24 protein-coding genes are annotated in these 26,556 nt (G+C 70.9%); 16 read left to right on the top strand and 8 right to left on the bottom strand.

What is annotated here, in order from left to right; all coding sequences use genetic code 11:
• Positions 1-115 precede the first annotated feature (115 nt).
• A complete protein-coding gene (locus tag CLM62_RS07835; RefSeq protein WP_095749125.1) occupies positions 116-2,941 on the bottom strand; it encodes a SpoIIE family protein phosphatase in 2,826 nt (941 codons plus the stop codon).
• A 470-nt stretch (positions 2,942-3,411) separates the two neighbouring features.
• Entirely contained in the window at positions 3,412-4,044 is a 633-nt protein-coding gene (locus CLM62_RS07830) for a rhomboid family intramembrane serine protease (protein WP_095749124.1), read from the bottom strand.
• Positions 4,045-4,260: 216 nt separating this feature from the next.
• Between CLM62_RS07830 and CLM62_RS07825 the strand changes: the two genes are divergently transcribed.
• The 4 genes from CLM62_RS07825 (at position 4,261) to CLM62_RS07810 (ending at position 8,283) form a co-directional block, all read left to right on the top strand.
• Positions 4,261-5,370, top strand: a complete 1,110-nt coding sequence (locus tag CLM62_RS07825) for an FAD-binding oxidoreductase (RefSeq protein ID WP_095749123.1) — start codon at positions 4,261-4,263, stop codon at positions 5,368-5,370.
• Between the two features lie 358 nt (positions 5,371-5,728).
• Positions 5,729-6,136 carry a YciI family protein gene (locus tag CLM62_RS07820; RefSeq protein ID WP_095749122.1) on the top strand — a complete coding sequence of 136 codons (408 nt, stop codon included), beginning with the start codon at positions 5,729-5,731 and terminating at the stop codon, positions 6,134-6,136.
• Positions 6,137-6,144: 8 nt separating this feature from the next.
• A complete protein-coding gene (locus CLM62_RS07815) occupies positions 6,145-7,290 on the top strand; it encodes an RNA polymerase sigma factor (RefSeq protein ID WP_095749121.1) in 1,146 nt (381 codons plus the stop codon).
• 135 nt (positions 7,291-7,425) lie between these two features.
• On the top strand, positions 7,426-8,283 hold the full coding sequence (locus CLM62_RS07810; RefSeq protein ID WP_095749120.1) for an NAD(P)H-binding protein: 858 nt from the start codon (positions 7,426-7,428) through the stop codon (positions 8,281-8,283).
• Positions 8,284-8,318: 35 nt separating this feature from the next.
• Here CLM62_RS07810 and CLM62_RS07805 read toward each other — a convergent pair whose 3' ends face one another.
• Together CLM62_RS07805 and CLM62_RS07800 are read right to left on the bottom strand one after the other, a co-directional pair.
• Positions 8,319-9,569, bottom strand: coding sequence for an acyltransferase (locus CLM62_RS07805; protein ID WP_095749119.1), 1,251 nt, complete (start codon positions 9,567-9,569; stop codon positions 8,319-8,321).
• A 60-nt stretch (positions 9,570-9,629) separates the two neighbouring features.
• Positions 9,630-10,325: a hypothetical protein gene (locus CLM62_RS07800; protein WP_143658972.1), complete on the bottom strand. Its 696-nt coding sequence runs from the start codon at positions 10,323-10,325 to the stop codon at positions 9,630-9,632.
• Positions 10,326-10,377: 52 nt separating this feature from the next.
• Between CLM62_RS07800 and CLM62_RS07795 the strand changes: the two genes are divergently transcribed.
• Entirely contained in the window at positions 10,378-11,349 is a 972-nt protein-coding gene (locus tag CLM62_RS07795) for an NAD(P)-dependent alcohol dehydrogenase (protein WP_179381996.1), read from the top strand.
• Positions 11,350-11,710: 361 nt separating this feature from the next.
• On the opposite strand, the gene CLM62_RS07785 is transcribed toward CLM62_RS07795, so the two are convergent.
• Positions 11,711-12,385 carry a class I SAM-dependent methyltransferase gene (locus CLM62_RS07785; protein ID WP_095749116.1) on the bottom strand — a complete coding sequence of 225 codons (675 nt, stop codon included), beginning with the start codon at positions 12,383-12,385 and terminating at the stop codon, positions 11,711-11,713.
• Between CLM62_RS07785 and CLM62_RS07780 the strand changes: the two genes are divergently transcribed.
• From CLM62_RS07780 to CLM62_RS07735, 10 genes are all read left to right on the top strand, one after another.
• A complete protein-coding gene (locus tag CLM62_RS07780) occupies positions 12,384-12,833 on the top strand; it encodes a MarR family winged helix-turn-helix transcriptional regulator (RefSeq protein WP_095749115.1) in 450 nt (149 codons plus the stop codon). The two genes, CLM62_RS07785 and CLM62_RS07780, sit on opposite strands and share 2 nt — an antisense overlap.
• 25 nt (positions 12,834-12,858) lie before the next feature.
• Positions 12,859-13,221, top strand: a complete 363-nt coding sequence (locus CLM62_RS07775; RefSeq protein WP_095749114.1) for a helix-turn-helix transcriptional regulator — start codon at positions 12,859-12,861, stop codon at positions 13,219-13,221.
• Positions 13,218-13,700 (top strand): SRPBCC family protein, encoded by a 483-nt coding sequence (locus CLM62_RS07770; protein ID WP_095749113.1) that lies wholly within the window; start codon positions 13,218-13,220, stop codon positions 13,698-13,700. The genes CLM62_RS07775 and CLM62_RS07770 overlap by 4 nt, the downstream gene beginning before the upstream one ends.
• A 936-nt stretch (positions 13,701-14,636) precedes the next feature.
• The gene (locus CLM62_RS07765) at positions 14,637-15,956 is read left to right on the top strand and encodes a S8 family serine peptidase (protein WP_257003714.1); all 1,320 of its coding nucleotides are present in this window, start codon (positions 14,637-14,639) and stop codon (positions 15,954-15,956) included.
• Entirely contained in the window at positions 15,953-16,201 is a 249-nt protein-coding gene (locus CLM62_RS07760) for a hypothetical protein (protein WP_095749111.1), read from the top strand. The genes CLM62_RS07765 and CLM62_RS07760 overlap by 4 nt, the downstream gene beginning before the upstream one ends.
• Before the next feature lie 317 nt (positions 16,202-16,518).
• Entirely contained in the window at positions 16,519-16,707 is a 189-nt protein-coding gene (locus tag CLM62_RS07755) for a hypothetical protein (RefSeq protein WP_095749110.1), read from the top strand.
• 22 nt (positions 16,708-16,729) lie between these two features.
• Complete coding sequence (locus tag CLM62_RS07750; protein WP_095749109.1) at positions 16,730-17,440, top strand: hypothetical protein; 711 nt, start codon at positions 16,730-16,732, stop codon at positions 17,438-17,440.
• Positions 17,437-18,420, top strand: coding sequence for a hypothetical protein (locus CLM62_RS07745; RefSeq protein ID WP_257003713.1), 984 nt, complete (start codon positions 17,437-17,439; stop codon positions 18,418-18,420). The genes CLM62_RS07750 and CLM62_RS07745 overlap by 4 nt, the downstream gene beginning before the upstream one ends.
• The gene (locus CLM62_RS07740; protein WP_095749108.1) at positions 18,417-19,337 is read left to right on the top strand and encodes a hypothetical protein; all 921 of its coding nucleotides are present in this window, start codon (positions 18,417-18,419) and stop codon (positions 19,335-19,337) included. Before CLM62_RS07745 ends, CLM62_RS07740 begins: the two co-directional genes overlap by 4 nt.
• Complete coding sequence (locus tag CLM62_RS07735; RefSeq protein ID WP_095749107.1) at positions 19,334-20,446, top strand: serine hydrolase; 1,113 nt, start codon at positions 19,334-19,336, stop codon at positions 20,444-20,446. The genes CLM62_RS07740 and CLM62_RS07735 overlap by 4 nt, the downstream gene beginning before the upstream one ends.
• 71 nt (positions 20,447-20,517) lie before the next feature.
• On the opposite strand, the gene CLM62_RS07730 is transcribed toward CLM62_RS07735, so the two are convergent.
• The 3 genes from CLM62_RS07730 to CLM62_RS51180 all read right to left on the bottom strand — a co-directional run bounded on the left by CLM62_RS07730 (position 20,518) and on the right by CLM62_RS51180 (position 24,200).
• The gene (locus CLM62_RS07730) at positions 20,518-21,894 is read right to left on the bottom strand and encodes an alpha-lytic protease prodomain-containing protein (RefSeq protein ID WP_095749106.1); all 1,377 of its coding nucleotides are present in this window, start codon (positions 21,892-21,894) and stop codon (positions 20,518-20,520) included.
• A 176-nt stretch (positions 21,895-22,070) separates the two neighbouring features.
• Entirely contained in the window at positions 22,071-23,735 is a 1,665-nt protein-coding gene (locus CLM62_RS07725; RefSeq protein WP_095749105.1) for an alkaline phosphatase, read from the bottom strand.
• A 339-nt stretch (positions 23,736-24,074) separates the two neighbouring features.
• Complete coding sequence (locus CLM62_RS51180) at positions 24,075-24,200, bottom strand: hypothetical protein (RefSeq protein WP_257003712.1); 126 nt, start codon at positions 24,198-24,200, stop codon at positions 24,075-24,077.
• 1,077 nt (positions 24,201-25,277) lie between these two features.
• On the opposite strand from CLM62_RS51180, the gene CLM62_RS07715 reads away from it, so the two are divergent.
• Positions 25,278-26,393 (top strand): SGNH/GDSL hydrolase family protein, encoded by a 1,116-nt coding sequence (locus CLM62_RS07715; RefSeq protein ID WP_095749103.1) that lies wholly within the window; start codon positions 25,278-25,280, stop codon positions 26,391-26,393.
• Positions 26,394-26,556: the final 163 nt, after the last annotated feature.

Genomic DNA, 26,556 nt, shown 5'->3' with positions numbered 1-26,556 from the left:
CAGACATTTATCGTCTCTTGTGATCCCAACGGGTCAGTGACCGCCGATTGGGTCAGCCGACCCGTTTCTCGCGTGTCCGGACGGTCGCGCCCGCCTCAGCGGCGCGCTCGGGCCCTCACGCGCCGTCGAGCCCGCATTCGGCCCAGATGACCTTGCCCTCCGGGGTGTAGCGGGTGCCCCAGCTCCGCGCCAGCTGCGCGACGAGGAACAGACCGCGGCCGCCCTCGTCGGTGGTGGCCGCCCGGCGCAGGTGCGGGGCGGTGTTGCTGGTGTCGGAGACCTCGCAGATCAGGGTGCGCTCGTGGAGCAGCCGCACCCGGATGGGCCCGGCACCGTGGCGGATGGCGTTGGTGACCAGCTCGCTGAGCATCAGCTCCGCGGCGAACGCGGCCTCGTCGAGTCCCCAGTCGGACAGCTGTCGCATGGCGCCGGCGCGGACTTCGCTGACGCGCGCCGGGTCGGCGGGCAGGTCCCAGGTGGCGATCCGATGGGGGTCGAGGGCGTGGGTGCGGGCGACGAGCAGGGCGATGTCGTCGCAGGGATGGGCGGGTGCCACGGTGTCCAGGACCGCCTGGCAGGTCTCTTCGGGACTGCGTTCCGGGTGGGCCAGGGCTGCGCGCAGCTGGTCGAGGACCACGTCGACGTCGCGGTGGCGGTCCTCGATGAGTCCGTCGGTGTAGAGGACCAGTTGACTGTCCTCGGGCAGGGGCATCTCGGCGGCCTCGAAGGGCAGGCCCCCGAGTCCGAGAGGCGGCCCGGCGGGCAGGTCGGGGAACGAGACGTCGCCGTCGGGATGGACCAAGGCGGGCGGGGGGTGGCCGGCGCGGGCCATGGTGCACTGCTGCGAGGTCGGGTCGTAGACGGCGTACAGACACGTCGCGCCGATGATGCCGCCGCCGTCGGAGACGGGGTCCTCCCGGTCCAGGCGCCCCACGAGGTTGTCGAGGTGGGTGAGCACTTCGTCCGGGGGGAAGTCGAGTTCGGCGAAGCTCCGTGCGGCGGTGCGCAGTCGGCCCATCGTGGCGGCGGAGAGCATGCCGTGGCCCACGACGTCGCCGACGAAGAGGCCGATGCGGGTACCGGAGAGCGGGATGACGTCGTACCAGTCTCCACCGACGTCGGATTCGGCGGGCAGGTAGCGATGGGCGACCTCTACGGCGTCCTGGTCGGGCAGACCGTGCGGGAGCAGGCTGCGCTGCAGAGCCAGGACCATGGTGCGTTCGCGGGTGTAGCGCCGGGCGTTGTCGATGGACAGTGCGGCGCGGGCGGCGAGTTCCTGGGCCAGCGAGCGGTCGTCGTCTCCGAAGGAGGCGGGGTCCTTCGCGCGGTAGAAGGCGGCGACGCCCAGTACGACACCGCGCGCGACCAGGGGGACCGCGATGAGGGAGTGGACGTGGCTCAGCAGCTGTTCGGAGTGCTCGGGGTCCTGCGCGAGCCAGCCCGCGGCAGCCTTCAGGTCCGGTTCCAGCACTGCCTGTCCGCCGGCCAGGCATCGCAGCTGGGGCGAGGCCGGGCCGTACTCGACCTGCTTGCCGACCGGGCTGAAGGGACAGTCGTCGCGGATGCCGTGGGCCACCGTACGGCGCAGGTCGGTGCGGGGATCGGCGGGCTCCTCGCCGCGCAGTACGGCCTCGGGCAGGTCGATGGTGACGAAGTCGGCCAGTCGCGGCACCGCGGCCTCGGCGAGTTCCTGGGCGGTGCGGCGCACATCCAGGGTGGTGCCTATGCGGGCACCGGCCTCGGACAGCAGCTCCAGGCGGCGTCGCGCGGCCAGGGCGTACGTCCCCACGTGCGGCTCCCCCACCAGCACGAGGCCCCTGGCCGGGGAGCCGAGGTGATCGTCCTTCGCGCCGTCGACGCCGGCGGTCGTGACGCCCTCGCCGTCTACGGCGGCCGGGCCGGGTGCGGCGTCGGGAAGGTGCCCGGACGGCGGGGCGGCCAGCAGGACGGCGAACTCGGCGGGACGGCCTGGTGACTGTTCGACCTGGTGCGGGATGGCGAACGGCTCGCGCGGTGAGGGGCCGGGGAGGACGGCCTCGATGGCGAAGCCTTCCACTCCGGAGGCACTCGTCATCGGACGGCTCAGGAGCGTGACCCGCCGACCGCCGGACAGGGACACGTCGACGGCGGCCCGCTGTGCGAGGGAGATCAGCTCTGCGGCCTGCTCCATGAGGATCGCCCGGTCACCGGGGTGCAGTTCGAAGGCCAGTGCGTCCACCCCGACGCTGTGGTGAAGGCCTGCGGCGGCTTCGGCTCCGGCGTCCAGGTACGACCGCAGCAGCGCGCGCTCACGCGCGGAACTCTGCCCCAGCAGTCGCCGCTCGATGGCCTCGGCGGCCTTGCGTATCACGGTGTCCAGTGCCGCGTCCTCGGCGCTGCGCGGATAGCCGAAGCACAGGACTCCCTCGATGCGGCCGCTGAGCAGATCCCGGACGGGAAGCGCGCGGCAGGCGCTGCCCTGGGAACGCTCGGCGAAGTGCTCGGCACCGTAGACCCTGATGAGCTGCCGCTCCGCCAGCGCGAGACCGATGCCGTTGGTGCCGGCGGACTGCTCGGCGAACACGAATCCCGGGACGCTCTGGATCGCCGGGAGACTTCTGGCCAGTGACGCCTCTCCGAAACGACGCAGGAGAACCGTCCCGCTCGCATCGGCGACGGAGATGTTCATCGCGCTGCCGGCGAACCTGTACTGCAGCCGGTCGAGCACGGGCACGGCTGCGCGGATGATCCGCTCGTCCGGATCGAAGTCCCCCCGGAAGGGAAGGTCGGACTGGTCCGGCGACAGCCCCAAGGACCGGCTGCGCTGCCAGGAATGCAGGATCGACGTTCGCACACCCGCCTCGACCGCCTCACCCTGCAGGAAGCGCTCACGCAGACGGGCGGGCCCCGTGCCACCTGCCACACGCCCCGCCGGTATCGGTTCCGCGTCGGACCGAGCCACGCTCCGCCTCACTCATTCGGGAGATAATCCACATTTCGGAATTACCTGGCATTGACGAGGATACGGGCATCAGAGACGTGAGTCACGGTTCGTAAGACCTCTCACGCACGGTAACCGGACGGGCCGGTTGTCACTCTCGACCGGCCGGACAGGCCATCGTTGATCGCGTATGCGAGTTTTGGCGGGTCCCTCCAAGGACGGGGGTACGCGACTGAGCGAACTGAGCGGACAACTGCTCGTGCGGCACGTCCGACCTCTGCTGGGCCGGGAGGAGGTGCGGTGAGTCCCGCCTCCCGGCGCGCACTTGTGCGTGCTACGGCACCGGCAGGAACTCGGCCTGAAAAGTAGCAGGCCACGTATGCTCAAAGACGGCTGACGGGCGGGAGCTCGAAGGCCTGCACTTCACAGCGCCTGGACGGGACCTGTCAGCCGGGCGTGGCGGAGCCACACTCCCTCCACACTGACCTCAGTCAAACGCCGCGAGGCCGCCGGAACGCGAAGGCCGCGGCCACTCCGCCGATCAGGCCGAAGAGATGCCCCTGCCAGCTGACTCCGGCCGTCGTGGGCAGTACGCCCCACAGGATCGAGCCGTAGACCGCGCCGACGAGGAGGCCTACGAGTACGTCACCGGCGCGGCGATCCACAAAGCCCCGGATCAGCAGGTATCCGAAGAGGCCGAAGACGACGCCGGACGCGCCCGCGGTCACGGAGTATTCGGGTGCCGTGAGCCAGACGCCCAGGCCGCTGGCGATGATGATCACGGTGACGACGGCGAGAAAGCGGCGGACGCCGGACAGAGCGGTGAGGAAGCCAAGGACCAGCAACGGCACGCTGTTCGCTGCGAGATGGTCGAAGCCGAAGTGCATGAAGGCGGCGGGCACGATGTCACGCAGCTCGCCGACCTCGCGCGGGGTGATACCGAGGGTATCCAGGGAGTGGCCGCTCATGGTGTCGATGACCTCAAGCGCCCACAGCAGGGCGACCCAGCCCGCGACCAGGACAGCCGCGTCTTTGGCCCGCTCGCCACGCGGTGCCGGCGCGGGGCGGGACACGCCGTGCGGTCCGTACCCGGATCCAGGGCCGTAGTGCGATCCGTACGCCATGGGAACCCCCTGATTTCCTTCGCCTACTGCTCAACGTCAAGGGGGTTCCTCCCGGTTCCCGCCCTGCCGGAGGGCACCGCCGGGGACGCAGGACCGACCGCCGGGCTGTTGACCGCACGCGACCGTGCGTGCTCGGCTTGTAACCCGTTGCATCCCGGTGGGGGTGGCCGACACGAGAATTCGCTCTGCGTGGTGCGACAAGGGAGGCAGATCAGCGTGGTCGAGCACGTAGTCGTCATCGGCGCCGGCGTCTACGGCGCGGCGGTGGCTGCCTCACTGACGCGGCGGGGTGCGCGCGTCACCGTCGTGGACGCCGGTGCGCCGGCGGGCGGCACCTCCGGTGCGACGTTCTCGTGGACCAACTCCTGCGGTAAGCAACCGCGGCCCTACCACGATCTCAGTGTCGCCGGCATGCGAGCCCACCGGAAACTGGCGGCCGAAACACCCGGCGGCGACTGGTACCACGAAGGCGGCAACCTGGAGTGGGCCGACGACGACACCGAGCGCGAGGAACTGCGCAAGAAGGTCGCCGGCGTACTGGACTACGGATACGAGGCGCGTTGGCTCAGCCGGGCGGAGGCACTGCGCCTCGAACCCGACATCGACCCGGCCGGGCTGCCGGCGGACGGGATCGCCTACTTCCCGCGCGAGGGCTGGATCGAACCGACCCGCCTCATCGGCCACCTGCTCTCAAGCGCGGTCTCCCGTGGTGCCGAGATGGTACTGAACGACCCTGTCACCGGCCTGGAGTCGACCGCCGGTCTGGTGCGCGCTGTTCGGCTCGCCTCGAGGCGGCAGCTCTCCGCCGACGCGGTCGTCAATTGTGCGGGGCCGCAGGCTGCCAGGATCGCCGAGCTCGCCGGCCTGGTTCTGCCGATGCGCAACACCCGCGGTGTGCTCATCTACACCTCGCCGGTCGCGGTCGCGGTGTCGCGTGTCATCCATGCCCCGAACGTCCACCTACGCCCGGACGGCGCCGGACGGCTCCTTCTGCACACCCGTGAGACCGACAGTGCCGCGTATGTGTCCGGCACCGGTGAGATCAGCGTTGAGCGATCGGCAGTGACAAGAGTGCTCGAGGCGGGTCGTGCGCTGTACCCCGGGATCCGAGCCGCGACCGTGGAAAGCGTTCGGGTGGGTGAACGGCCCATTCCCGGCGACGGCCTACCGGTCCTGGGACGGGCCGTCGACCTGCCCAACTTCCACTTCGCCGTCTCGCACAGCGGTGCGACCCTGAGTGTGCACGCCGGCGACCTGGTCGCGGCCGAGGCGCTCGGCGAGGACCTGGGCGAAGTCCTGGCCCCGTTCCGGTTCGAGCGGCTTTGACCAGCGACTCAGCGCTGGAACAGCACATCTGGCCGCACCGCAGCCGTCACCGGTCCCGATTCAGCCGAAGCCCTCGGGGCCAGTGCGGCCAAGGCCCGTTCACGTGTCACCAGCTACCTTCTGCGCATGCCCTCCACCCCGAACGACTCATCTCTCCGAGCACACCACGACGCGCCAGGACGACACGCACAGCGACGCCCTCGCGCCACGCCATGGACCCGTCACCGCGAGACGGCTCACCCAGGTTCATCCACTAGAGCCAAGAAAGTTCGGACGGCGATGTCGAGAACCCGTGACCGGCTCCGTCCCCGCGATGAACGCGACCACAATGGGTCGCACAGCACCGAGGAGAGACACGATGGCCAAGTACTTGCTGCTCAAGCACTACCGAGGCGCCCCGGCTGCGGTCAACGACGTGCCCATGGACCAGTGGGCGCCGGAGGAGATCTCGGCGCACGTGCAGTACATGAACGACTTCGCGGCCCGGCTGGAGAAGACCGGCGAGTTCGTCGACGGTCAGGCGCTCGCCCCCAAGGGGACGTGGGTCCGGTACGACGGTGAGGGGCGCCCGCCGGTCACCGACGGTCCGTTCGCCGAGACCAAGGACCTCATCGCCGGCTGGATGGTGATCGACGTCGACACTTACGAGCGCGCCATCGAGCTGGCCGGGGAACTGTCGGCCGCTCCTGGGGCGGGCGGGAAGCCGATCCACGAGTGGCTGGAGCTTCGCCCGTTCTACGGCGTGTCGCCCACCATCACGGAGTGACGTCACCGATGGACGAGGCCCTGCTCCGCAGCCTCACCCCGAGCGTGCTCGCCATCCTCGTCCGCCGCGGAGCCGACTTCGCGGCGGCCGAGGACGCCGTGCAGGACGCGCTCGTCGAGGCGGTCCGCGTCTGGCCGGCCGACCCGCCGCGGGATGCGAAGGGCTGGCTGATCACCGTGGCCTGGCGCAAGTTCCTCGACGCGACCCGGGCGGACGCCGCCCGCCGCCGGCGTGAGGACCTCGTCGACGAGGAGCCGGAGCCCGGGCCCGCGCCCGCGGTGGACGACACGCTCCAGCTGTACTTCCTGTGCGCCCACCCGTCGCTGACGCCGTCGTCCGCGGTCGCGCTCACACTGCGCGCCGTCGGCGGGCTGACCACCCGCCAGATCGCCCAGGCCTACCTGGTGCCCGAGACGACCATGGCGCAGCGCATCAGCCGGGCCAAACGCACCGTCTCCGGCGTGCGGTTCGACCAGCCCGGCGACGTCGCCACCGTGCTGCGCGTCCTCTATCTGGTCTTCAACGAGGGCTACTCCGGCGACGTCGACCTCGCCGCCGAGGCCATCCGGCTCACCCGGCAGCTCGCGGCCGCGATCGACCACCCCGAGGTCGCGGGACTGCTCGCCCTCATGCTGCTCCACCACGCCCGGCGCGCCGCCCGGACCGCGCCCGACGGCAGCCTGGTGCCGCTCGCCGAGCAAGACCGCGGCCGGTGGGACACCGGCTTGATCGCCGAGGGCGTCGAGATCCTGCAGGGCGCCCTCGTCCGCGACCGGCTGGGCGAGTTCCAGGCACAGGCCGCCATCGCGGCACTCCACGCCGACGCGCCCGCCGCCGAGGAGACCGACTGGGTGCAGATCGTCGAGTGGTACGACGAGCTCGCGCGTCTGACCGACAGCCCGGTCGTCCGGCTCAACCGCGCTGTCGCCGTCGGTGAGGCCGACGGACCGCGCGCCGGCCTGGCGGCTCTCGCGGCGCTGGACGACTCACTGCCCCGCCACGCCGCGGTGGCGGCGTACCTCCACGAGCGCGACGGCGACCTGGCGACGGCGGCACGGCTGTACGCCGAGGCGGCCCACAAGGCACCCAACCTCGCCGAGCGCGCCCACCTGACGCGCCAGGCCGCCCGGCTCAACGCCCGCCGGTGTCGCTGACGGGCCGCCGCTCTCGGATTTTCCCCCATCACTTGGCACGGCCCCATGGCCAGAACGGTCGCCTCAAGGTGATCGCCGCCTCCCCCCCGAGCCTTGCGGACAGAAACCGACCGCAAGGCTTCCTACGGTCGTGCCATGACGCAAACGCAGAAGATCCTTGTCACCGGTGCCACCGGAACCGTCGGCCGCCAGGTCGTCGCCGAACTGCTCGCCCGCGGCCACGCGGTCCGCGCCCTCACCCGGGATGCGGCGAGGGCCACCCTCCCGGCCGGCGTCGAGGTCGTTCAGGGTGACCTGACCGCCCCCGACAGCATGATCCCGGCCTTGGAGGGCGTCACCGGCCTCCATCTGATCACCTTTGGCGGGGCCTACTTCGCCCCGCTGGAGACAGGCCCGCGCATCCTGGAGCCGGCCCGCGCGGCAGGCGTACGCCGGGTCACCGTGCTGCACGGCGGCGGGCCGTCCCTGCTGGAGGACGCCGTGCGTGCCGCCGACGGTGTGGACTGGACCGTGCTCATGCCGGTCGAGTTCATGGCCAACGCCCTGGAGTGGGCGGACGGGATCGTGGCCTCGGACGAAGTCCGCGAGCCGTTCGTCTCCCGGCTGAGCGCCATGGTCCACGAGGGCGACATCGGAGCCGTCGCCGCGGTCGCGCTCACCGAGGAGGGCCATGCGGGCCAGGAGTACGTGATCACCGGCCCCGAGCTGCTGACCGTCGGCGACAAGGTGGCGACGATCGCCGCCGCCCGCGGCCGGGACATCTCCTTGGTCGAGCTGACCGAGGAGCAGGCCGTCGCGCAATGGCGGGCGGCGGGCCACCCCGAGGACGTCATCGGCTTCCTGCTCGAGGCGTACGGCAACACCCCGGAGGTGGGCCGCACGGTCCTCGACACCGTCGAGAAGGTCACCGGCCACCGGGCCCGCACCTTCGCCAAGTGGTCTGCGGAGCACGCGGACGCCTTCACGGCAACAGCCCCCGCAGTCATGGCATAGCCCCCGCGTAGCGCGTGGGACGGACGAGGCCCTCGTCACAGAGCTGGTGAACGTGCTGCAGCGTCAACGGGCTCCAGTCGGCGCACTGGGAACCGGGCGCGTCGTAGGAAAGGCCGTTCGACGAGGACGTACGAGGCGAGGGCCGCCGCGACCGTCGCCGCGACGCCCGCGGGGAGCAGCCAGCCGCCGTCCACACCGAGGTCGGAGAGCAGCCGGATGACGGGGTAGTGCCAGAGGTACATCCCGTAGCTGAGGTTGCGTCCCACCCATGCCGGCGCGGACAGCGACAGCAGCCGGGAAGGCCACGACCGGGGGCACAGGTCCAGCGCTGCCACCACCGTGGCCGACAGTACGGCGGCGGCCAGAAATCCGACCGTGTACCACACAGGATTCCACCCGCCCGCTTCGGTGATCGGGATCTGCCAGGCGATCAGCCCCAGCAGCGCGAGCGCGGGCAGGCAGAGCCGTCCCGCCCATCGGCGCAGCAGCGCCAGTCGGGGGTCGTCGGCGCGCAGTCGGGCCAGGACGACGGCGAGCAGGGCCCCGACGAGGAGCTGGTCGGCGCGGGTGTCGGGGCCGTTGTAGATGCGGTGCGCCGCCGTGGGGTCCCAGAGCACCGTCCGCCAGAGCACCGGCAGGAGGCACAGCGCCGCGACCCAGCCCAGCACCGTCCGCGCCGTCGCATGCCGTAGCAGCACCAGCAGCAGGAGCGGCCAGGCCAGATAGAACTGCTCCTCCACCCCCAGGGACCATGTGTGGCTGAGCGGCGCGGTGAGATCCGAGTACGGCCCGGACTCCCCGGCCCGTACGAGATTGACCACCGAGGCCGCGGCCAGCGCCGCCGCCAACCACGCCCCGTCGAACAGCGGCAGCGGGAGCGCCACGGACAGCAAGGCGGTGACAGCGCACATCACCAGCATGGCCGGCACCAGCCGCAGCCACCGCCGCCGGTAGAACGACCACAGGCCGATGCGACCGGTACGGGCGTACTCGGCGACCAGCAGCCGGGTGATGACGAAACCGCTGAGCGTGAAGAAGACGTCCACGGCCACCGAACCTCCGGGCACCAGGTCCGGCTCCACGTGATACACGATCACCAACACCACGGCGACCGTCCGCAATCCGTCCAGCCCCGCCACCCGCCCACCGCGCAGTGCCGACGAAAAGCCCCGCCCGCCGCCTCTGAGCCGTTCCGCCTGCGAGGGGACGAGCGGCAGCGCCGCTCGCACGCCCAGGCTCTGCTGCTCCGTGGCCTCGTCTACCGTGCTCCGATGGGGGGTGCTCATAACGGCGGCGTCTGCCCAGGCGCACCAGAGATCACACATGTTCTCATGTTCCCCACAGGTTCAGCGCCGCTTTCCGGCCGCCGAAGCACCGGCGGCGTCGAAGGGTCGCCGTGCCTGTGCGTCGGCCACCGGTCGGCTCATCCGGGTGGGCGGGGGGCAGCTGGGACCGGCGCCGCCGACGGGCGGGAAGACCAGTTCGAGGGTCTCGCTCGCCATGGCCTGTTCGTCGGGCTCGTGCCGGGGTGTGGGGGTCTCGGGCAACTGGTCGTCCGGAAACGGCTGCAGCCACGGCAGACGCGGTGGCGGCGGCCCGCCGCCGGAGTCCATGCCCGGCACCGGTTCATAAGGAGTCGGACGCCGGTTCTGCTTGCCCAGGAAGCGCGTCACACCGGAATCCGTGACACCGGGATTCGTCACGTCGGCGGGTGTGACGCTTTCCGTCTCGCCAGTACCGGCTGCCGTGGCGACCGTCTGCCGAGCGGGGTCCTGACGGGCCTGACGCGCGAGGCGCCGTAGCTGCGCGAACCGAGTCGAAAGGCCCTCGGCATCGGCGTGGAACGCGGGCCCGGGTTCCAGTCGCAGCCGCTCCAGCCGGTCCCCGATATCGGAAATCAACTCCCTGACGGCAACCACGGCCGGCCGCCGCCGCTCCCGATAGGCGCGCTGACGGCACGCCTGCGAGCAGTACGACGCGGTCCGCCCCGGCCCGCCACCGCGCTCGATCAGACCCCCGCAGACCTGACACTTCCCTGTCATTTCCCCACACGCTAGTGCCCCGGCACCAGAACACCGCCGCTAGGCTTCGCCCATGAAGGCAGCGGTGCACAACCGGTACGGGCCGCCGGACATGGTCCAGATCGCCGAGGTGGACCAGCCCGCGATCGGGGACCGTGACGTTCTCGTCAGGGTGCACGCGACGACGGTCAACCGGACAGACTGCGCCTACCGGGCAGCCAGCCCCTTCTTCATGCGCGCGTTCACCGGCCTTGCCCGACCACGGCGTACCGTGCTGGGCACCGAGTACGCGGGGGTGGTGGAAGCGGTCGGCTCAGGCGTCACGTCCTTCACGGTCGGCGAACGGGTCTTCGGGTACAACGAGGGCGCATTCGGCACCCACGCCGAGTACCTGTCGGTTCCGCAGGACGGCGCCATCGCGACCATGCCGACGGGCGTGACCTTCGAGGAAGCCGCTCCCGGTACCGAAGGCGCGCACTACGCTCTGGCGTTCATCAAGAAGGCCGGCGTCCGGGGCGGACAGGACGTCCTCGTCCACGGCGCGACCGGCGCCATCGGCTCGGCGGCCGTGCAGCTCCTGAAGCACTGCGGGGCCACCGTGACCGCGGTGTGCGGCACGGCGCACTTGGAGCTGGTGAAGGGCCTGGGCGCGGACCGGGTCGTCGACTACACGGCCCAGGACTTCACCAGGGACGAGCAGAGCTACGACGCGGTGTTCGACACGGTCGGCAAGAGCACGTTCGGCCGCTGCAGACGGCTGTTGAAACCCGGCGGGCTGTACTTGTCCTCGGAGCTGGGCCCCGGGTGGCAGAACCTGCTCCTGCCGCTCATCACGGCCCTCTTCCACGGCAGGAAGGTGAAGTTTCCCTTTCCGAGGCAGGACCAGGACATGGTGCGGTACTTCCGGGACCTGATCGAGTCAGGGGAGTTCAGGCCGGTCATCGACCGACGCTACCCGTTGGAGCAGATCGTCGACGCCTACCGGTATGTCGAGACCGGGCAGAAGATCGGCAACGTCGTCATCACCGTCGTACCGAAGAATTGACCCCAACCCACTGCAGACGTGTGAACTCCGCCTGCAGCTGGGCGAGTTGCCCCGTCGAGTCGTGGTCGGGAAGTCGGCCGGCGAGAAGCGGGAAGGCAAGGTTCGAAGCAGCGAAGACGGCACAGCCCACGCTGGTCGACCTGGTCCGACGTCACCTCACCGAGCGGAGCGAACCGCGCTCGGCGGCGGAGATCGCCACAACCGTGGTGCGCACCACTCTCGAAGGGCTGGTCGCCAGGAACCAGGCGCAGCGCACCCAGCAGGGCACATCCGTGTTCTGCACGCTCCCGACGAGCCGGGGCAGGCCATACACCGCAGGACGGGGAATGGTCCGAGGGCACAGTCTCGTGCTCGGGAGTGGTCATCGTGTGCCCTCCGGTCGGCGGAGCTCGGCCGTGCCGAGGATGTGGGTGGCCGCCGGGGAAGGCAGGCGGGTCTCGGGGAAGGCGAACTTCTCCATCGAGGTGATGGTGAACCCGGCTGCGGCAATGGCGGATCGGGTGTCGCGGCCGGTGTGGCAGCCACCCATCAGCAGGGGCCAGACGGTGGCGTCCAGGGCGCGCTGGACGCGGCGCATGGCGGGTGAGTCGGCGCGTACGTGCTCGAAGAAGCGGAGTTGCCCGCCGGGCCGTAGAACACGGTGGATCTCAGTGAGCGCGGCGTGCGCGTCGGCCACCGAGCAGAGGGTCAGGCAGACGACGACCGCGTCGAACGAGGCGTCCTCGGCCGGCAGTTGCTCAGCGACCCCGTCGGTCACCTCCACCGGCACGGGGGCGGTGTCGGCGACCTGCTCGGCCAGCGCGCGCAGGCGCGGCTCCGGTTCGACGGCCAGTACACGCGTCACCTGCGGCGGGTAGTGCGGAAAGTTCAGCCCGTTGCCCGCGCCGATCTCGATGACTTCGCCGGTCAGACCGGACAGCAGGCGACTGCGGTGCTGGGTGATGCCGGCCTTGTCGAGGGCGGGGCCGGCGACCTTGGCGTAGAAGCGGGCGAAGAGCGGATGAGGTCGGCCAGGCGGCCTGGTCCGAGTGGTCATGGCTGGTCACCGTCCTCTGCGACAGCGGGTTCCTGAGGAGGCCGCTTCCGACAGCGTCTCACTGGACCGGCTCTTCGAGCTCGCCGAACTGCTCGGCGCGATGGCGCAGCGCGGAGTCGCCGAACACGGCCTGACCCGGGCGCTGACCGCGCCGCTGTGGACGCTGTTCCACGACGGGCCGATGACCCAGCGGGCGCCGGCCGCACGGCTGGGCGTCATCCCGCGCAGTGTCACCGGACTGCTGCACGCGCTGGAGACCGACGGCCTGGCGGCCCGCGCAGCCCATCCGGCCGATCGGCGCGCCAAGCTGGTGTCCCTCACCGATCGGGGCCGCACACTGACCGCCGGGCTGCGCAGCGGTCGCGTCGAACCGGCCAGGGAGCTGTTCGGGTACATCTGTTCGGAAACCCTCGTCAGAACCGGCGACGTGGGCATTCGTAAGTGTTAGCTTACCGTTAGTGGAGACTTACCGAATGGATGGCGGGCGCGCGCTGGAAGCCTTGGGCGACCCGACCCGGCGCGCGATCTTCGAGAGCCTCGTGGCGGCCCCGAAGCCGGTGCGCGAGCTGGCCGACCTGCTGCCCGTCAGCCGCCCGGCGGTCTCCCAGCATCTGAAGGTGCTCAAGGAGGCCGGGCTGGTGGCCGATCAGCCGGAGGGCACTCGGCGGGTGTACCGCGTCCAGCCCGCCGCGATCGCCGCGATGCGCGAGTACCTGGACCGGATGTGGGACCACGCGCTGGCCGCGTTCGCGGCGGCCGTGGAGCAGGACGCCGAAGCGGATACGGAGCAGGACGCGACACAACCACCCAAGCCCGTGGAAGGACCGAAATCATGAGCGAGCCCACACAGACGCAGGACGCGGTGCGCAAGACGATCACAGTCGCCGCCACGCCGGAGCGAGCGTTCCAGGTGTTCACCGAGCAGTTCGGCAGCTGGTGGCCGAGGGAGTACCACATCGGCAAGGTCGACATGGCCGACTTCGTCGTCGAGCCCAAGGCCGGCGGACGCTGGTACGAGGTCGGGGTCGACGGCTCCGAGTGCGACACCGGACGGGTGCTCGCGTACGAGCCGCCCGACCGTCTCGTGCTGGCCTGGCACCTGGACGGCGAGTGGCAGTACGACCCGGACCCGGCGCACGCCAGCGAGGTGGAGGTGCGCTTCGTCGCCGAGGGCGAGGGACGTACCCGAGTGGAGCTCGAACACCGCCACTTCGAGCGCCACGGTGCCGGAGCGCCCGCGGTGCGCGGCGGTGTGGAGTCCCCTCGTGGCTGGGACTACTGCCTCGCCGCATACGCGGGCCGGTTCGCCGCGTAACCGTCACTCACCGCTCGGCCGCCGAAGCCGGGCCGGGCGCTCACTGTGCGCGGCCCGGCGTCGGCGGTGTGGCGTCGGCGGTGTGGCGTGACCTGGCAGCGGCCACCGCCGCCGACCGCTGGGGCCGAGGGGCCCGCGGATCACCGGGGCAGGGTCTGGGTGACGCGCCACCCAGGAGCGCCTCTGCTCCTCGGCCGGCTCCTGCTCCTCGGCCGGCTTCTGCTCATCCGACGGTCCGGCCCCCGGCGTCGACGAGCGTGCGGGTAAGGCGCGGGGAGGGGTCCCGGACGGTTCCGGTAGACATCTGTGGCGAGCAGACACCCGACCGTCCGCGAACCACTCCGGAGTCGTTATACGGAAACAAGCCCCCCATTTCGTCGGCGGCATCCTAGCTGTCACCCTGCTGACCGCGTGCGGGGCTGAGACCGCGACCGACGCGGCGAGCAACACACCGACCGACGCCACGAGCGCGCCCTCCACCCCGTCCGACCCCAGCCCGTCAGATCGCTCCTCGTCCGACGACTCCACGTCGCAGGCCGACATCCCGGCCGACCACCACCGCACGGGAGGGCGACTGCGTCGGCTCCGACGGTCCCCGACGCGGCGGCGAGGTGTGGGTGCCTGATGTCGCCGACGTCGCGCCCCGAGTGACGGAGCGTCACCCGCACGCAGAGGCACTGCGGCCTTCCCTTCCCGCGGAGGTCGGAGCGCCTCCCACGGGTAGCGGCGCTGGGTTGCGGGCCTTCGTACCCGGTGCGACGGTGAGTGAGGGGGCAATGCCGAACGGCTTGGCAGGGGACAGCCTTGCCAGGCGGCGGCACCACGCGTCGACACACGGCTGAACCGCGCGCCCCACCACCCTTGGCACCTGACACGCCATGAACCGACGCGCGGGAAGCGCAAAAGAAAGCGGGAAATTCAATGGCGAACGGACCCATGGACAGACGCGCCTTCGGCGAGCAGCCCTTTCGGCCCAATGGCCCCGTCACGGGCCAGGGAACGGAGTACACCGGTCGGTACGTGGTCCTGCTCGACCCGAGTAACCAGGAGAGCGGACTGAACGCACTGCGCTCCTCCGCCGACATCGCGCCCGTGGAACGTGTCCGCGGAACCGAGGCCGCGAACGTCTCCGAACTCCTTGAGCGCCCCGACGTCTCGGTGCTCTTCGAAGACCTCGCCGCCGCCGTCGTCGAAGTACGGCCCGAGCAGCGCCACGCGCTGGTGACCACGGCAGAGGCGGAGAACACGATCATCGCGGCCGAGCCGGAGCGCCTGGTCTACGCCTCGCCGATCACCGCCCCGCAGCAGGCGCCGACCGAGTTCTTCCCGGCCTACCGCAGCGACGAGAACGTGGTCGACCGCCACACCAGGGCCGAAATCGCCGCCGCCCAGGGACCGGCATGGGACGAGCAGAAGTGGACCTGGGGCCTGCAGGCGATCCGGGCCAGCCTGTCGAGCCTGACCGGACGCGATGTGAAGATCGCCGTCCTGGACACCGGCGTGGACACCGACCACCCGGACCTGGTCGGGCGCATCGAGGCAACGGTCTCCTTCGTGCCCGGCGAGAGCGTCGAGGATGTCAACGGCCACGGCACGCACTGCATCGGCACCGCCGCCGGCCCGGCCAACCCTCAGCAGGGACCCCGCTACGGCGTGGCCTGCGACGCCCGCATCCTCGCGGTGAAGGTGCTCAGCAACGCGGGCACCGGCAGCGACGGCCAGATCCTGGCGGGCATGGCCTGGGCCGTCTCCCGCGGCGCACGGGTGATCTCCATGTCGCTCGGCGGTCAGGTCCGACCGGGTGAGCTCTTCCCGCAGACGTACGAGATTCTGGCCCAGCGCGCGCTCGAGCGCGGCACGGTGATCGTCGCCGCTGCGGGCAACGAGAGTGTGCGGCCCCCGAGCATCCAGCCCGTCGGCCGACCCGCCAACTGCCCCTCCATCCTCGCGGTGGCCGCGCTCGACAGGGCGATCACGACGTCGGTCTTCTCCAACGGCGGCATCAACGGCCAGGGCGGCGAGATCAACATCGCCGCGCCCGGCAGGGACGTGCGCTCGGCTGCCCCTGGCGGCGGGTACCAGAACCTGAGCGGCACCAGCATGGCCACGCCGCACGTCGCAGGTGTCCTCGCACTGCTCGCCCAGGCGAACCCCAACGCTTCCGCGGCCGATCTCATGGCCAGTCTGAAGGCCGGTGCGTTCCCGCTGCCGCAGCCCGTAAGGGACGTAGGCGCGGGCCTGCTCCAGGCGCCGTGAGCGAGTCGTCCCGGTCCGCGCCGGTCGGGGTCGTCCTCGCGGTCGACCCCGACCGGTTCGCGGAGGTGGTCGAGGCCTTGCGGCGGGCCGGGCTGACGGTCACGGGCGAGCAGCCGATCCTCGGCACGCTCTCCGGCACCGTCGCGGAGGACCGGATACCGGCCCTGGAGGCGGTGGACGGTGTCGACTCCGTCGACCGGGAGCGCATCATCCGACTCCCCCCGCCCGACTCCCCCATCCAGTGAGTACGAGAGACGCCCCGGGCCTTAAGTCCGGGGCGTCTCTCTGATGATCTCTTCAGCGGCATCCAGGCTGATGAAGCATCAATTCCACTCGAGTGGCCGGGAGTTGCGGAACCCCTTCTGCCCTTGCCACCGCCCCTGGCCGGGGCTCGGCCCAGCCCTCCCTTGCACGTCCGTCGACCGGTTGCCCGCACCATGCAGCAAATGTCACAAATGTTGAATAAGTTATCTATTGTGATCCATGTGGCAGTTTGCGCGTTCTGTGTCGATGTGATGATCTGAAGTCGAAGGCTGATGGCAAACCCCGAGGAGATGGTCGTATGCCTTCCACGGACAAGGCGATCGAGGAACTCACCGGTATACGGAGCGTCGACGTCGAGGCGGCACTCGACCCCGCAGAGCCTGACGGCGTCTACCGCGACAGCCGGGAATGCGCCGCTCTGGCAATCCTCTCCGCAGACACCACACTGCTGCTGTCGCCGCCGACCCCCCGCCCCAAGAAGGGCTGAACGAGCCGACGGGAGCAGCCGAATGGAGCAGTCAGGCACTTCTGCCCTCTTGCAGGGCGCGGTGCAGGACCTGGCGTCCGACGTGGTCTCCGCCCTCCGCGGCGGAGACCACGTCCAGGTGTCCGGCACCGGCGCGGTGGACGGCCTCGCGGGAGGCCTCGGCGTCGCGGCCGTACGCGTGATGGGAGCAGACCTGCTGCTGCCGCACGTCCTCTCCCACACCCCGCCCGCCCCGGAGGCACTCAGTGTGTTCCGGCAGAGCGTGGAGGCATTCCCGCCCCGTGCGAACGCGGCCCCCACCGTCGTGTGGAGCCACTGGGCCATGCGTCGCACGCTACGGCGGCTCGATGCGCCCCTGACCGGCTCGCCCGCGGGTGACGAGGGTGCGGCACCCGACGCCGACTGGCTCGAGGGGGCGACCTGGCAGTTCCTGACGCGCCAACTCGCCGTCCTGGCTCCTCTGGCGGTGCCCGGCGAGGACTGCGCGGTGGCCCGCGCGGCCCGGCGCCGCCCGGTCGACGTCGCCCGGGGCTTCGTACGGGCGGTGCGCCGCAGGGACTGGCAGCAGGCCGCCGGGGCCGGACGCTGGCTGACCCTGCTGGACGGGGTGCCTGACGAACTGGGTCTGGAGGCCGGGCTGGACTTCGTGGAGCTGATGGGCGGCAACGACCCGCGCGTCGCCCTCCAGGTGGAGGCGGCATGGGCGATGCGATGGGCCGGAGCGGTCGTATGACCGCTGTGGACGTCCAGAAGATCCGGGAGGTGGAGACCACCGCGCTCGCCTGGCTGTCAGCGCACCGCGGCGACTTCGCGCTGGGGGACGACGCGCTCACCGCCGACGGCCAGGTCGACCTCACCTGGAAACCGCTCGGGGAACTGGCTCAGACATGCGCGAGCATACGTCTGCACACCGCGCCGTCGGACCCGGTGCACGCGTGCGTGTCCGACCTTTTGAGGTTCGCCTGGCAGCAGACCGGCCGGGGCCAGCTGTTCCTGCACCTGCAGAGGCTGGAGCCCTTCGCGACGTACCCCCTGGAGGTGTACTCCGTCTTCGCCGCTGCCGGGCTCCGGCACGCCGGGTACGAGGCCGCCGCCGCCACGGTGGCCCGCACCCGCGGCTGGCGGAGCACCGAACAGGAACCCACCCGCCGGCTCGGCGTTCTGCGAGCCGAGCGGCGCAGCGGCATCCACCGACCGGAGCAGTCCGCGCAGGCGCTGCGGCGCACCTGGCTCGGCGGCCGCCCGGAACCATGGACGTTCGAGCGCCCCTCCGGGTACGCACTCACCCACGTCGTCTTCCACCTCACCGACTGGGGCCGCACCACCGAGGGCGTCCCCGCCGGCTTGGCCGCCTATCTGGCCGACTGGCTGCCACCGTGGCTCGACACCTGCCTGGACGCCGGGATGTGGGACCTCGGCTGCGAACTGCTGGTCGTGGCCGGGAGCCTCCCGGGCCCGCCCGACTCCGTGATACTTCAGGACGCCTGGGCACGGATCGCGCGGGCGCGGTACGACTCGGGCGCGCTCCCCGAGGAGGACGTGGGCGCGGCCCCCGAGCCGGACTTCCACCACTGCTATCACTCCACCCTGATGGCCGCCTTCGCGGCGGCACTGACCGTCGAGCGCCTCACCGGCGACGAGGACTCGGCCGGCCTCTGGCCGGACGCAGGCGCCACCCAGAACCGGTACGGGGAACAAGGAGTGCCCGGATGACCGACACCCGTCTGATACACACCGTCGGCGTCCGCGCCCTGGAGTGGCTGTGGGCCCATCGCGACGGATTCCGCCTGCAACCCGACGTCGATCCGGACGTGGGCTTCCTGGAGCGGTTCAAACCGGTCGGCGAACTGGCCCTGATCTGCAGGGTCCTGTTCCGCGAGGGGGTGGCCGGATCGCGGCAGGCCGAACTGGCGCGTCGGCTGCTGGACCACACGTGGCGGCACACGCTGGACGGCGGCCGCATGCTGGTACGGGGCCAGCGCATCGAGCCGCTCTCGCCCATCCCGTTCGAGGTGTACCTCCCGTACAGGGAACTCGGGTACAGCGAGCCCGAGGTGGAGCGTGCCACCGTCCTCTACCACGGGCTGAACAGCTGGGCGTCCCTCGAGCTGTACCCGACCCGACGCCTCGGGCTGGCCGCGTTCCAGCGCCGCTTCGGCCTCACGTCCCGCCCGCCCGAGGCGGACCTCGTCGGCGCGACCTGGCTGGGCCGCACGCCCGAGCCCTGGACTGTCTCCGGGCACATCGCCTACGACGTCACCCACGCGGTGTTCCACCTCACCGACTGGGGAGAGCACCCCGACGGCCTGCCGCCGGACATCGCCGACTACCTGGCCACGTGGCTGCCGGTCTGGATCGACGACTGGCTGGACCTGAAGCGCTGGGACCTGCTCGGCGAACTCCTCGTCGTCGACGCCTGTCTGCCCCGCCCCACCCTCGACGAGCGGGCCTGGGAGGGCTTCGCCGCCGCACAGCAGCCCGACGGTGCCATGCCCGCCGTACGGACCATGCCCGAGGGCGATCCCGAGGAGGTGTTCGACATCCTCTACCACCCGACGCTGGTCGCCGCCTTCGCCTCCGTACTGGCCACGTCCCGCGCCCTCACCGAACTGGCGCACGCCTCCTCATGACCGGCCGCACCACGCCCTGGCCGGGCGACCCGCACGACGGGGAGGACTCCCTTGGCACCGACGGCGCCAGTACGCCCAGCGCCCCCTCGGCAGCCACCGGCACGGACGCCGAGGAACTGCACCAGCGGCTGGAGGCGGCCGTCGACTCCGCCGACGCGCCCGACGTGGTCTTCGCCGTCTCCCGGCACGGCCGCCGCGCGATCCACTGCGGTGGCACCGCCCCGCCCCCGCCGACCCCCCGTCAGGACCTGCGCTACGAACTCGGGTCGGCCTCGAAGACGTTCACCGGACTGCTGCTGGCCCAGCTGATCCGGCGCGGCCTGCTGTCCGGGGGCGAGCCGGCCATCGCCTGCCTGGACCCGGCCCGGCGGACCGACGCGGCGCCGGTGACGCTCGCCCACCTCATCACCCACACGTCCGGACTGCCCACTGTGCCGGCCGGCTTCGTCGCCCGCGCCCTGCCCGCCTGGCGCACCAACCCCTACGCCCGCTACCCACCGGCGCGAGTGATCGACGCCTTCCTGCGGCACCGCCCGAGGCACCGGCCCGGCACCCGGTGGCGGTACTCCAACTTCGGGGTCGCCGTGCTCGGTCATGCCGTCGCGGCAGTGAGCGGCAGAGCGTGGGGGGACCTGCTCACCGAGCACGTCCTGCGTCCGCTCGCCCTGAGCGACATAGCCCTGCGGGCCCATGGCCCGCACATCGATGCCGCAGGACACGGCAAGGACGGCCGCACACCCGTCCCCGCCTTCGACGCCGGCGGTTTCCAGGCGGCGGGGGCCGTCCGTGCCACCCCGCACGACCTGCTCACCTTCCTCGAAGCCCACCTCGACCCGTCCGGCTCACCCGTGGCAGGTGCGCTGCGGTCCGTCCGCACGCCGGTGCTCCGACGCGGTCTGGGGCACCGGCACGTGCACACCGTGGCGTGGTTCCGGCATCCCACCGAGGCCGGGCCGATGTACTTCCACGGCGGGGCCACCCTCGGCCAGCAGGCGTTCCTGGGCTTCCGGCCCGACACCGGCACGGCCCTGGCAGCGCTGTGCACCCGCCGTTTCCGCGCCGGCGACCCGTTCGTGTCCACCGCGTACGCGTTCCTCGCGGAAGAGTAGGCGCAGTAGCAGGAGAACGGCAGCGGACGGTGCGGGAGCGGCGCCCCCGCACCCGAAGAGCCGTACGACTCCTACATCCGCTGCCACAGGGCAGGAGTGCCGTTCGGCGACCACGCGCCCTGTGCCTGGTGGGTCTGCAGGCACTGGTAGCGCACACCCGCGTGGGTCACCGTCGCCCCGACCTCGTAGACCCGGCCGGCGGCCCACGCGTTGGCCGCCCCGTTGTCCTGCGGAGCGGGCGTGTCGGTCTGGGCGGACGCGGTCGTCAGGATGAGACCGAAGTCGCTGAGAATCGGGTTGACCGGCTGGTAGTACGTGGTCCCGCCGGTGGTGCAGTCACCCGAGCCGCCGGAGGTGACGCCCTGAGCCTGGGCGCCCGCGACGAACGGGCCACCGGAGTCGCCCGGTTCGGCGCACACCGTGGTCTGGGTCAGGCCGTCGACGGTGCCCTGGTTGTAGCTGACACTCGTGTCGTGCTGTTCGATGGTGCCGCAGCGCCACCCGGTGGTGGAGCCGGAGCGGCAGACCGACGCCCCGACGAGCGCCTGGGCCGAGCCGGCGACCTGTGTCCTTTGGCCGCCCTCCCCCTTGATGTCGGCCGTGGCGGTCCAGTTGCTGTTGACGCCCACCCAGGCCATGTCCTTGCCGGGGAACGTGGACGCCTGGAACGTGCCCTGGTCGGCCATGTTGAAGCCCGTGGTCCTGGCACCGGCCCTGCCGCAGTGGCCCGCGGTGGCGAAGCCCTGCTGTTGGTCCTTGGTGACGGAGAAGCCGACGGAGCAGCGGGCGGAGCCGTTGATGTAGTAGGCGTCGCCGCCGACGATGTCCTCCAGCAGCCGGGGCCGGTTCGCCGAGATCCGGACGGCCACGCCTCGGCCCTTGAGGCCGGCGGCTTTGATGAAGGCGGTGGCGGCCGACCGCTTCGTCGCCTCGACGACGACCCGGTTCGTCGGCACGTCGACGTACCAGACCGGCGTGTCGCGGGTCCTGACGCGTACGGCGGCCGCGTCCAGCTTCTTCTTGACGGACTTCAGGGTGCTCAACGGCGTCTTGACGACCGCTGCCTTCGCGCCCTGGGCGCGGATGGTGGGCACGTCCGCCGCGTCGGTGGTTGCGACGGTGAGCTCGGCGGAGGTCGCCCCGCGCACCCAGGCTCCGGCGAAGTGCCCGCCCAGCGCGTTGCGGAGGCGGCCCGCACGGGTGCTCGCCTCGGCCTCGTTGACCAACCGGGTGACCGCCTGCGACGGCGTCAGCCTCAGGTCGCGTTCCATGGCCCGCAGCACCTGGGCCGACGGTTTGTCGGCGCCGAGGGTCTGGGCGGCGGAGGGCGGGGGTCCTGGCGCCGGTGGCGGCTGGGCCGCCGCGGCCGCGGGGATCCCGGTGAGGACGAGGGTGCCGAGCGCGGTCAGGGCGGCGTGGCGCCTGCCCGCGGCATGTCTGCCGACCATGCGGTGTACCTCTTTCTTGGTGCGGGTGAGACTGTGGCGAAGTCATAGGCGGCCTTGCCGGTAAGGCCCGGAACGATGTCCGAGGCGAAGGTCTTTCGCGCTTTGGGGGACTTCGGGGCTGCCATGTGCAGTACGGCGAAGGGCACCTGGCGACCGGCGAGCCGCTCCCGGGCTTCTCAGGCGGATTTCAGACCCGGGGCGCCCGCCTCGGTGACGAAGGACGCGGCGGTGGTGATGGGCGCACCGGGCGTGGTGACGGTGGAGACGGTCCTGAAGTCGGCGCGGGCCGTCTGCCGTCCGAGTTCGACGCGGACGTAGCCGCGTTGGCCGTTGTAGAACTGCAGGTGGGGGTTGGCCTGCATGTAGATGTCCCAGTTGGCGGGCTTCTCGGCGCCGTCGCTGCCGCTGGCGACGGAGGTGCAGGTCAACTCCGTGCCCAGGGTTCTGGATCGCGGGTCGTCGAAGTCGTCCTTGATGTCGAAGGCGTACCCGACGTGGACGTCGCCGGTGAGGACCATCCAGTTGTCGACACCGGCCGCCTTCGCTCCCGCGACGATCCGGTCGCGGGAGGCGCGGTAGCCGTCCCAGGCGTCCATGGAGACCTTCGCCTCGGCATTCAGGTCGAACTTCCGCTGCGAGAAGCACACCTGCTGGGGCATCACGTTCCACACCGCGGTGGATGCCCTCCATCCGTCGATCAGCCAGCGCTCCTGCGCGTCCCCGGTCATGGAGCGCGCCGGATCGTCGGACTCCGGCCCCGGGACGTGCGGCCTGTCGCCGTAGGCCTGGTCGGAGCGGTACTGGCGGGTGTCGAGGATGTCGAACTGGGCGAGCGTGCCCCAGTGGAGCCGGCGGTACAGCCGCGCGTCGGGGCCCTGGGGCCGCTGCGCCACGCGCAGCGGCTGGTTCTCCCAGTAGGCGCGGTAGGCGGCGGCGCGCCGCAGCAGGAACTGCTCGGGCGGTTCGGCGTTCTCGCTGCTGTCGTCCGCGTAGTTGTTCTCGGTCTCGTGGTCGTCCCAGGCGACGACGAACGGGTGGGCGGCGTGGACGGCGCGCAGGTCCGGGTCGCTCTTGTAGAGCGCGTAGCGCATCCGGTAGTCCGCAAGGGTCATCGTCTCGCGGTTGAACACGTCGGGCAGGGTGCCGGCTGCGTACTGGCGGGCTCCGCCCGCGGAGTCCACGGCGTACTCGTAGAGGTAGTCGCCGAGGTGGAACACCACGTCGACGTCCTCCCCCGCGAGGTGCCGGTGCACGGTGTAGTAGCCGTCCTGGTAGGCCTGGCAGGCGACGGCGGCCAGCTTCAGGCGCGTGGTGTCGGCGCCCTCGGCGGGTGCGGTGCGGGTGCGTCCCGTGGGACTGATCCAGGGGCCGGTCCGGAACCGGTAGTAGTACGAGCTGCCCGGATCGAGGCCTTTGACGTCGACGTGCACGCTGTGGCCGTACTCGGGATGGGCCAGGGCGGTGCCCCGCTGCACGACGATGGCGAACAACTCGTCCATGGACACCTCCCACTGGACGAGGACACGCTGCTCGCCCAAGCCGCCATCCGCCTCGAACGGCTCCGGAGCGAGCCGCGTCCACAGCACCACCGAGTCCGGCAGCGGGTCCCCGGAGCCCACACCGAGGGTGAACGGGTCGGTGGGGATCCGCGCCGCGCCGCGCACCGGTGCGGCGACCGCGCCACGAGCCGGCAGGTTCGTGGTGAAGGCCAGGGCGGCAGCCGCCGCGGTGACGGTCAGGAAGCGACGGCGGGCGATGTGCGGGGCGGCGATGCGCAACACGGCGTCGTGCGGAGAGAAGGCATGCTCGGACGGTGGTCTGTGACGGCACGTCAGCGCCATCTGGTGTCCTCTCGTACGGGTGGGCGGATCGATGGACGAACCGCACCACGAGCGAGTCGCCCCCGGGCAGTCGCACCAGCGCATGCCGACAACGAGCCCTGGCCGACAGGCGCGGTCCGCGCCCCTGGCGGTTGTGTGGCGACACCGTTCCCCGGGGGCGCGGAGCCTGCATGCTAAGCAGATGAAATGCGTAAATCCGGCATGCCTTGCGGGGCGTTCACACAAGAGGCGGTACGGAAGCGACTGTCCGCACGAAGGACCGCCGGTTCGGCGTCGGATCAGGGACACGGGAAGCGCAGGCGGCGGGAGAGGGGCGGGGGCCCGGAGCGGACACGGTGCTCAGCGGGCGGCTTCCACGGGCGCGCCGATCGCCACGCATTCACGCACCGGCGCGTGGTCGAGGTGGGAGGGCCGGTGGATGACCAACTGGGCGACGTTCCGCACGGGGACGCGCTCGCTCGTCATGCGCTGCTCCGTGTCGGCGTGTGTGTCCTTGCACCGCCAGGTGGGCGCCGACCGTGTCGATCGCTTCGGCGGGCAGGCCGCAGCTCCAAGGATGCCCGCGGGACGTCGGCGCACCGACGCGAGTGGCGGACGAACGCCTTCCGAGGCGCTCCAGTCCGACAGCCGGTAGCCGGTAGCCGGTGGCGAGCTCCCACCAGTCGTCCGCCACACGGCGGCCGGGATCATGCACGCGTGCGGCATGCGCGCTGCGATCGCCCGGCCTCAGTGGCGGCCGTTGCCGATGATCTTGGACCCCTGGGGAAGAGGTCAGCGCCGAGCTGAGTCGGATCAACAACTCGATCACCGGCATCGCCGCACCGCATGCGATCTTCAGGCCTAGTCCTCCAGCTGAGCCGGCCTCTCCACCCGAGCTGGCCCCTCCACCCGAGGTTGGCCCTCGTGCCGAGCTTGGCCCTCGTGCCGAGCTTGGCCCTCGTGTCGAGCCTCGCCCTCGCTCTGAGCATGGCCTTCAGCGTGAGATTTGCAATGTTGCTGATCCACTGAGTCCTCGGGCCCGAACACGATAGCCCAAAGCATGGGTTGGAGGCCCAGCTTCTGCTTGTGAGTCACTTCGCAACTAGAGTCAGCTCCGCCAGAGTCAGACGTTGGAGCGGTTTGGGCTGCGACGGTTGAGGCCGAGGTCAGAGCCACTGCGAGGCTGATGACAGCTGCAGCAGCCGAGTGCGCGAGGGTTCGGTGCACACAGTGCAATCGCGGAGTTTTCATGATCACACCATGAGCGGAGAAAGGCCCAGGAGGAAGGCTGACAGTCCCTCGGTCAGGCAACTCCACCCGATCGTATGAGCTCGCGTACGCAAGGGCGTCGACGCCCTTGCCCAGCAGGACTCCGCCCGCCGTCATGTTTGTCGACGGCCTACGCGCTGCCCCTCGGCCACGTGAAAGTGCTTTCCCGCGGGGTTGACGACGGCCACTGTGGCGGTCACCTTCGACAGTGCCCGGACTTGGGAGCGCTCCCACCGCCCGCTGGACTCTCTCCCGCTTCCTGCTCGACCGTCCACCACCCCAAAGGATGGCCCCATGCAGACGCCTCGTCATGTGTCCCGAAGGACTTTCGTCACGGCCGCCGCCACGGGCCTCGTCACCGCAGGCCCCTCCCCCTCGCAGGCATCCGGCGCGCGGCCCCGGTTCCACACGGCGGGCCGGATCAAGGAGACCGTCCCTGGGTCTGCGCAGTACACCTGGCCCGGCGTCTACTTCGAGGGGCGCTTCCGCGGTACCGGTGTCGGCATCGTCCTCGACGACTCCGACAACGACTACGACGTGCAGGTCGACGGAACAACCCTCGCGACACTGGTGACCCCGGGCCAGAGCACCTCCTGGATCGACGACCTCCCCGACACCGAGCACACCGTGCGGCTCGTCAAACGCACGGAAAGCCCGTGGGCCGCAGGCCGGTTCGGCGGGTTCGCCGCGGCCTCCGGCGGCGCGATCCTGGCCAGACCCCGGCCGCGGAGCAGGCAGATCGAGTTCATCGGTGACTCCTTCACCGCCGGCTACGGCAATACCTCCGGAACACGCGACTGTTCGAGCAACGGAGGAGTCAACCGGAACAGCAACGCCGACCTCGCCTTCGGCGCCCTCACCGCCCGGAGCCTGGGCGCCGACTACCAGATCAACGCCTACTCCGGCCTCGGCATGGTCCGCAACTACAACGGCAGCAGCCCCGATGCCGACTTTCGCACTTACTACGACCGGGCCTTACTGAACGTCGACGGCGACGTCTGGCGGACACCGCACACCTGGCGACCGCAGGTCGTCGTGGTCGGCCTGGGCATCAACGACTTCTCGACCCCGCTGAACCCGGGCGAGCGTTGGACCACGGAGGAGGGCCTGGTTGCCGCCTACGAGACCGCCTACCAGGGCTTCGTCGCCAAACTGCGCGCCCTGTACGGTCCCAGGACGTTCATCGTCGTCAGCGCCACCCACGTCTCCCACACCACCGCGTTCGCCCGGACCACGCGGCGGATCGTTCAGGAACGCAACCGGCGCGGCGACAGCCGGGTCCGCCACTGGTACTACGACGATCCCGCCCTGGATCGCCTCGGCTGCGACTGGCACCCCTCAATCAAGGACCACCGGATCATCTCCGGCCTCCTCGACAACTACCTCGCCACCCTTCCGCTGCGCTGGTAGGCGGTCGGAGGCCCGACGCCATCAGCGGGCGAAGCGCAGGTGTCTCACCGACCCCACACAGCCTCTACGCATGAGGACGTCTGATGCAGGCTCAGGGGAGACACTGCGTATTGATCGCCACACGCAGTAGTTTCGTTCCACGCGCGCGGGCACGTCGCCGAGC

The sequence above is a fragment of the Streptomyces sp. SA15 genome (genome assembly GCF_002291145.1).
In the GTDB taxonomy this organism is placed as follows: domain Bacteria; phylum Actinomycetota; class Actinomycetes; order Streptomycetales; family Streptomycetaceae; genus Streptomyces.
This window is presented reverse-complemented; position numbering and strand designations above follow the sequence as displayed.

Excerpts from the sequence above, each read along its gene's own strand:
- CLM62_RS07775 (WP_095749114.1), top strand. The coding sequence starts at position 12,859 with ATGGATGGCGGGCGCGCGCTGGAAGCCTTGGGCGACCCGACCCGGCGC.
- CLM62_RS07780 (WP_095749115.1), top strand. The coding sequence starts at position 12,384 with ATGGCTGGTCACCGTCCTCTGCGACAGCGGGTTCCTGAGGAGGCCGCT.
- CLM62_RS51180 (WP_257003712.1), bottom strand. The coding sequence starts at position 24,200 with ATGACGAGCGAGCGCGTCCCCGTGCGGAACGTCGCCCAGTTGGTCATC.
- CLM62_RS07820 (WP_095749122.1), top strand. The coding sequence starts at position 5,729 with ATGGCCAAGTACTTGCTGCTCAAGCACTACCGAGGCGCCCCGGCTGCG.
- CLM62_RS07740 (WP_095749108.1), top strand. The coding sequence starts at position 18,417 with ATGACCGACACCCGTCTGATACACACCGTCGGCGTCCGCGCCCTGGAG.
- CLM62_RS07755 (WP_095749110.1), top strand. The coding sequence starts at position 16,519 with ATGCCTTCCACGGACAAGGCGATCGAGGAACTCACCGGTATACGGAGC.
- CLM62_RS07785 (WP_095749116.1), bottom strand. The coding sequence starts at position 12,385 with ATGACCACTCGGACCAGGCCGCCTGGCCGACCTCATCCGCTCTTCGCC.
- CLM62_RS07815 (WP_095749121.1), top strand. The coding sequence starts at position 6,145 with ATGGACGAGGCCCTGCTCCGCAGCCTCACCCCGAGCGTGCTCGCCATC.
- CLM62_RS07750 (WP_095749109.1), top strand. The coding sequence starts at position 16,730 with ATGGAGCAGTCAGGCACTTCTGCCCTCTTGCAGGGCGCGGTGCAGGAC.
- CLM62_RS07770 (WP_095749113.1), top strand. The coding sequence starts at position 13,218 with ATGAGCGAGCCCACACAGACGCAGGACGCGGTGCGCAAGACGATCACA.
- CLM62_RS07735 (WP_095749107.1), top strand. The coding sequence starts at position 19,334 with ATGACCGGCCGCACCACGCCCTGGCCGGGCGACCCGCACGACGGGGAG.
- CLM62_RS07725 (WP_095749105.1), bottom strand. The coding sequence starts at position 23,735 with ATGGCGCTGACGTGCCGTCACAGACCACCGTCCGAGCATGCCTTCTCT.
- CLM62_RS07830 (WP_095749124.1), bottom strand. The coding sequence starts at position 4,044 with ATGGCGTACGGATCGCACTACGGCCCTGGATCCGGGTACGGACCGCAC.
- CLM62_RS07810 (WP_095749120.1), top strand. The coding sequence starts at position 7,426 with ATGACGCAAACGCAGAAGATCCTTGTCACCGGTGCCACCGGAACCGTC.
- CLM62_RS07805 (WP_095749119.1), bottom strand. The coding sequence starts at position 9,569 with ATGAGCACCCCCCATCGGAGCACGGTAGACGAGGCCACGGAGCAGCAG.
- CLM62_RS07765 (WP_257003714.1), top strand. The coding sequence starts at position 14,637 with ATGGACAGACGCGCCTTCGGCGAGCAGCCCTTTCGGCCCAATGGCCCC.
- CLM62_RS07745 (WP_257003713.1), top strand. The coding sequence starts at position 17,437 with ATGACCGCTGTGGACGTCCAGAAGATCCGGGAGGTGGAGACCACCGCG.
- CLM62_RS07730 (WP_095749106.1), bottom strand. The coding sequence starts at position 21,894 with ATGGTCGGCAGACATGCCGCGGGCAGGCGCCACGCCGCCCTGACCGCG.
- CLM62_RS07800 (WP_143658972.1), bottom strand. The coding sequence starts at position 10,325 with ATGACAGGGAAGTGTCAGGTCTGCGGGGGTCTGATCGAGCGCGGTGGC.
- CLM62_RS07795 (WP_179381996.1), top strand. The coding sequence starts at position 10,378 with ATGAAGGCAGCGGTGCACAACCGGTACGGGCCGCCGGACATGGTCCAG.
- CLM62_RS07715 (WP_095749103.1), top strand. The coding sequence starts at position 25,278 with ATGCAGACGCCTCGTCATGTGTCCCGAAGGACTTTCGTCACGGCCGCC.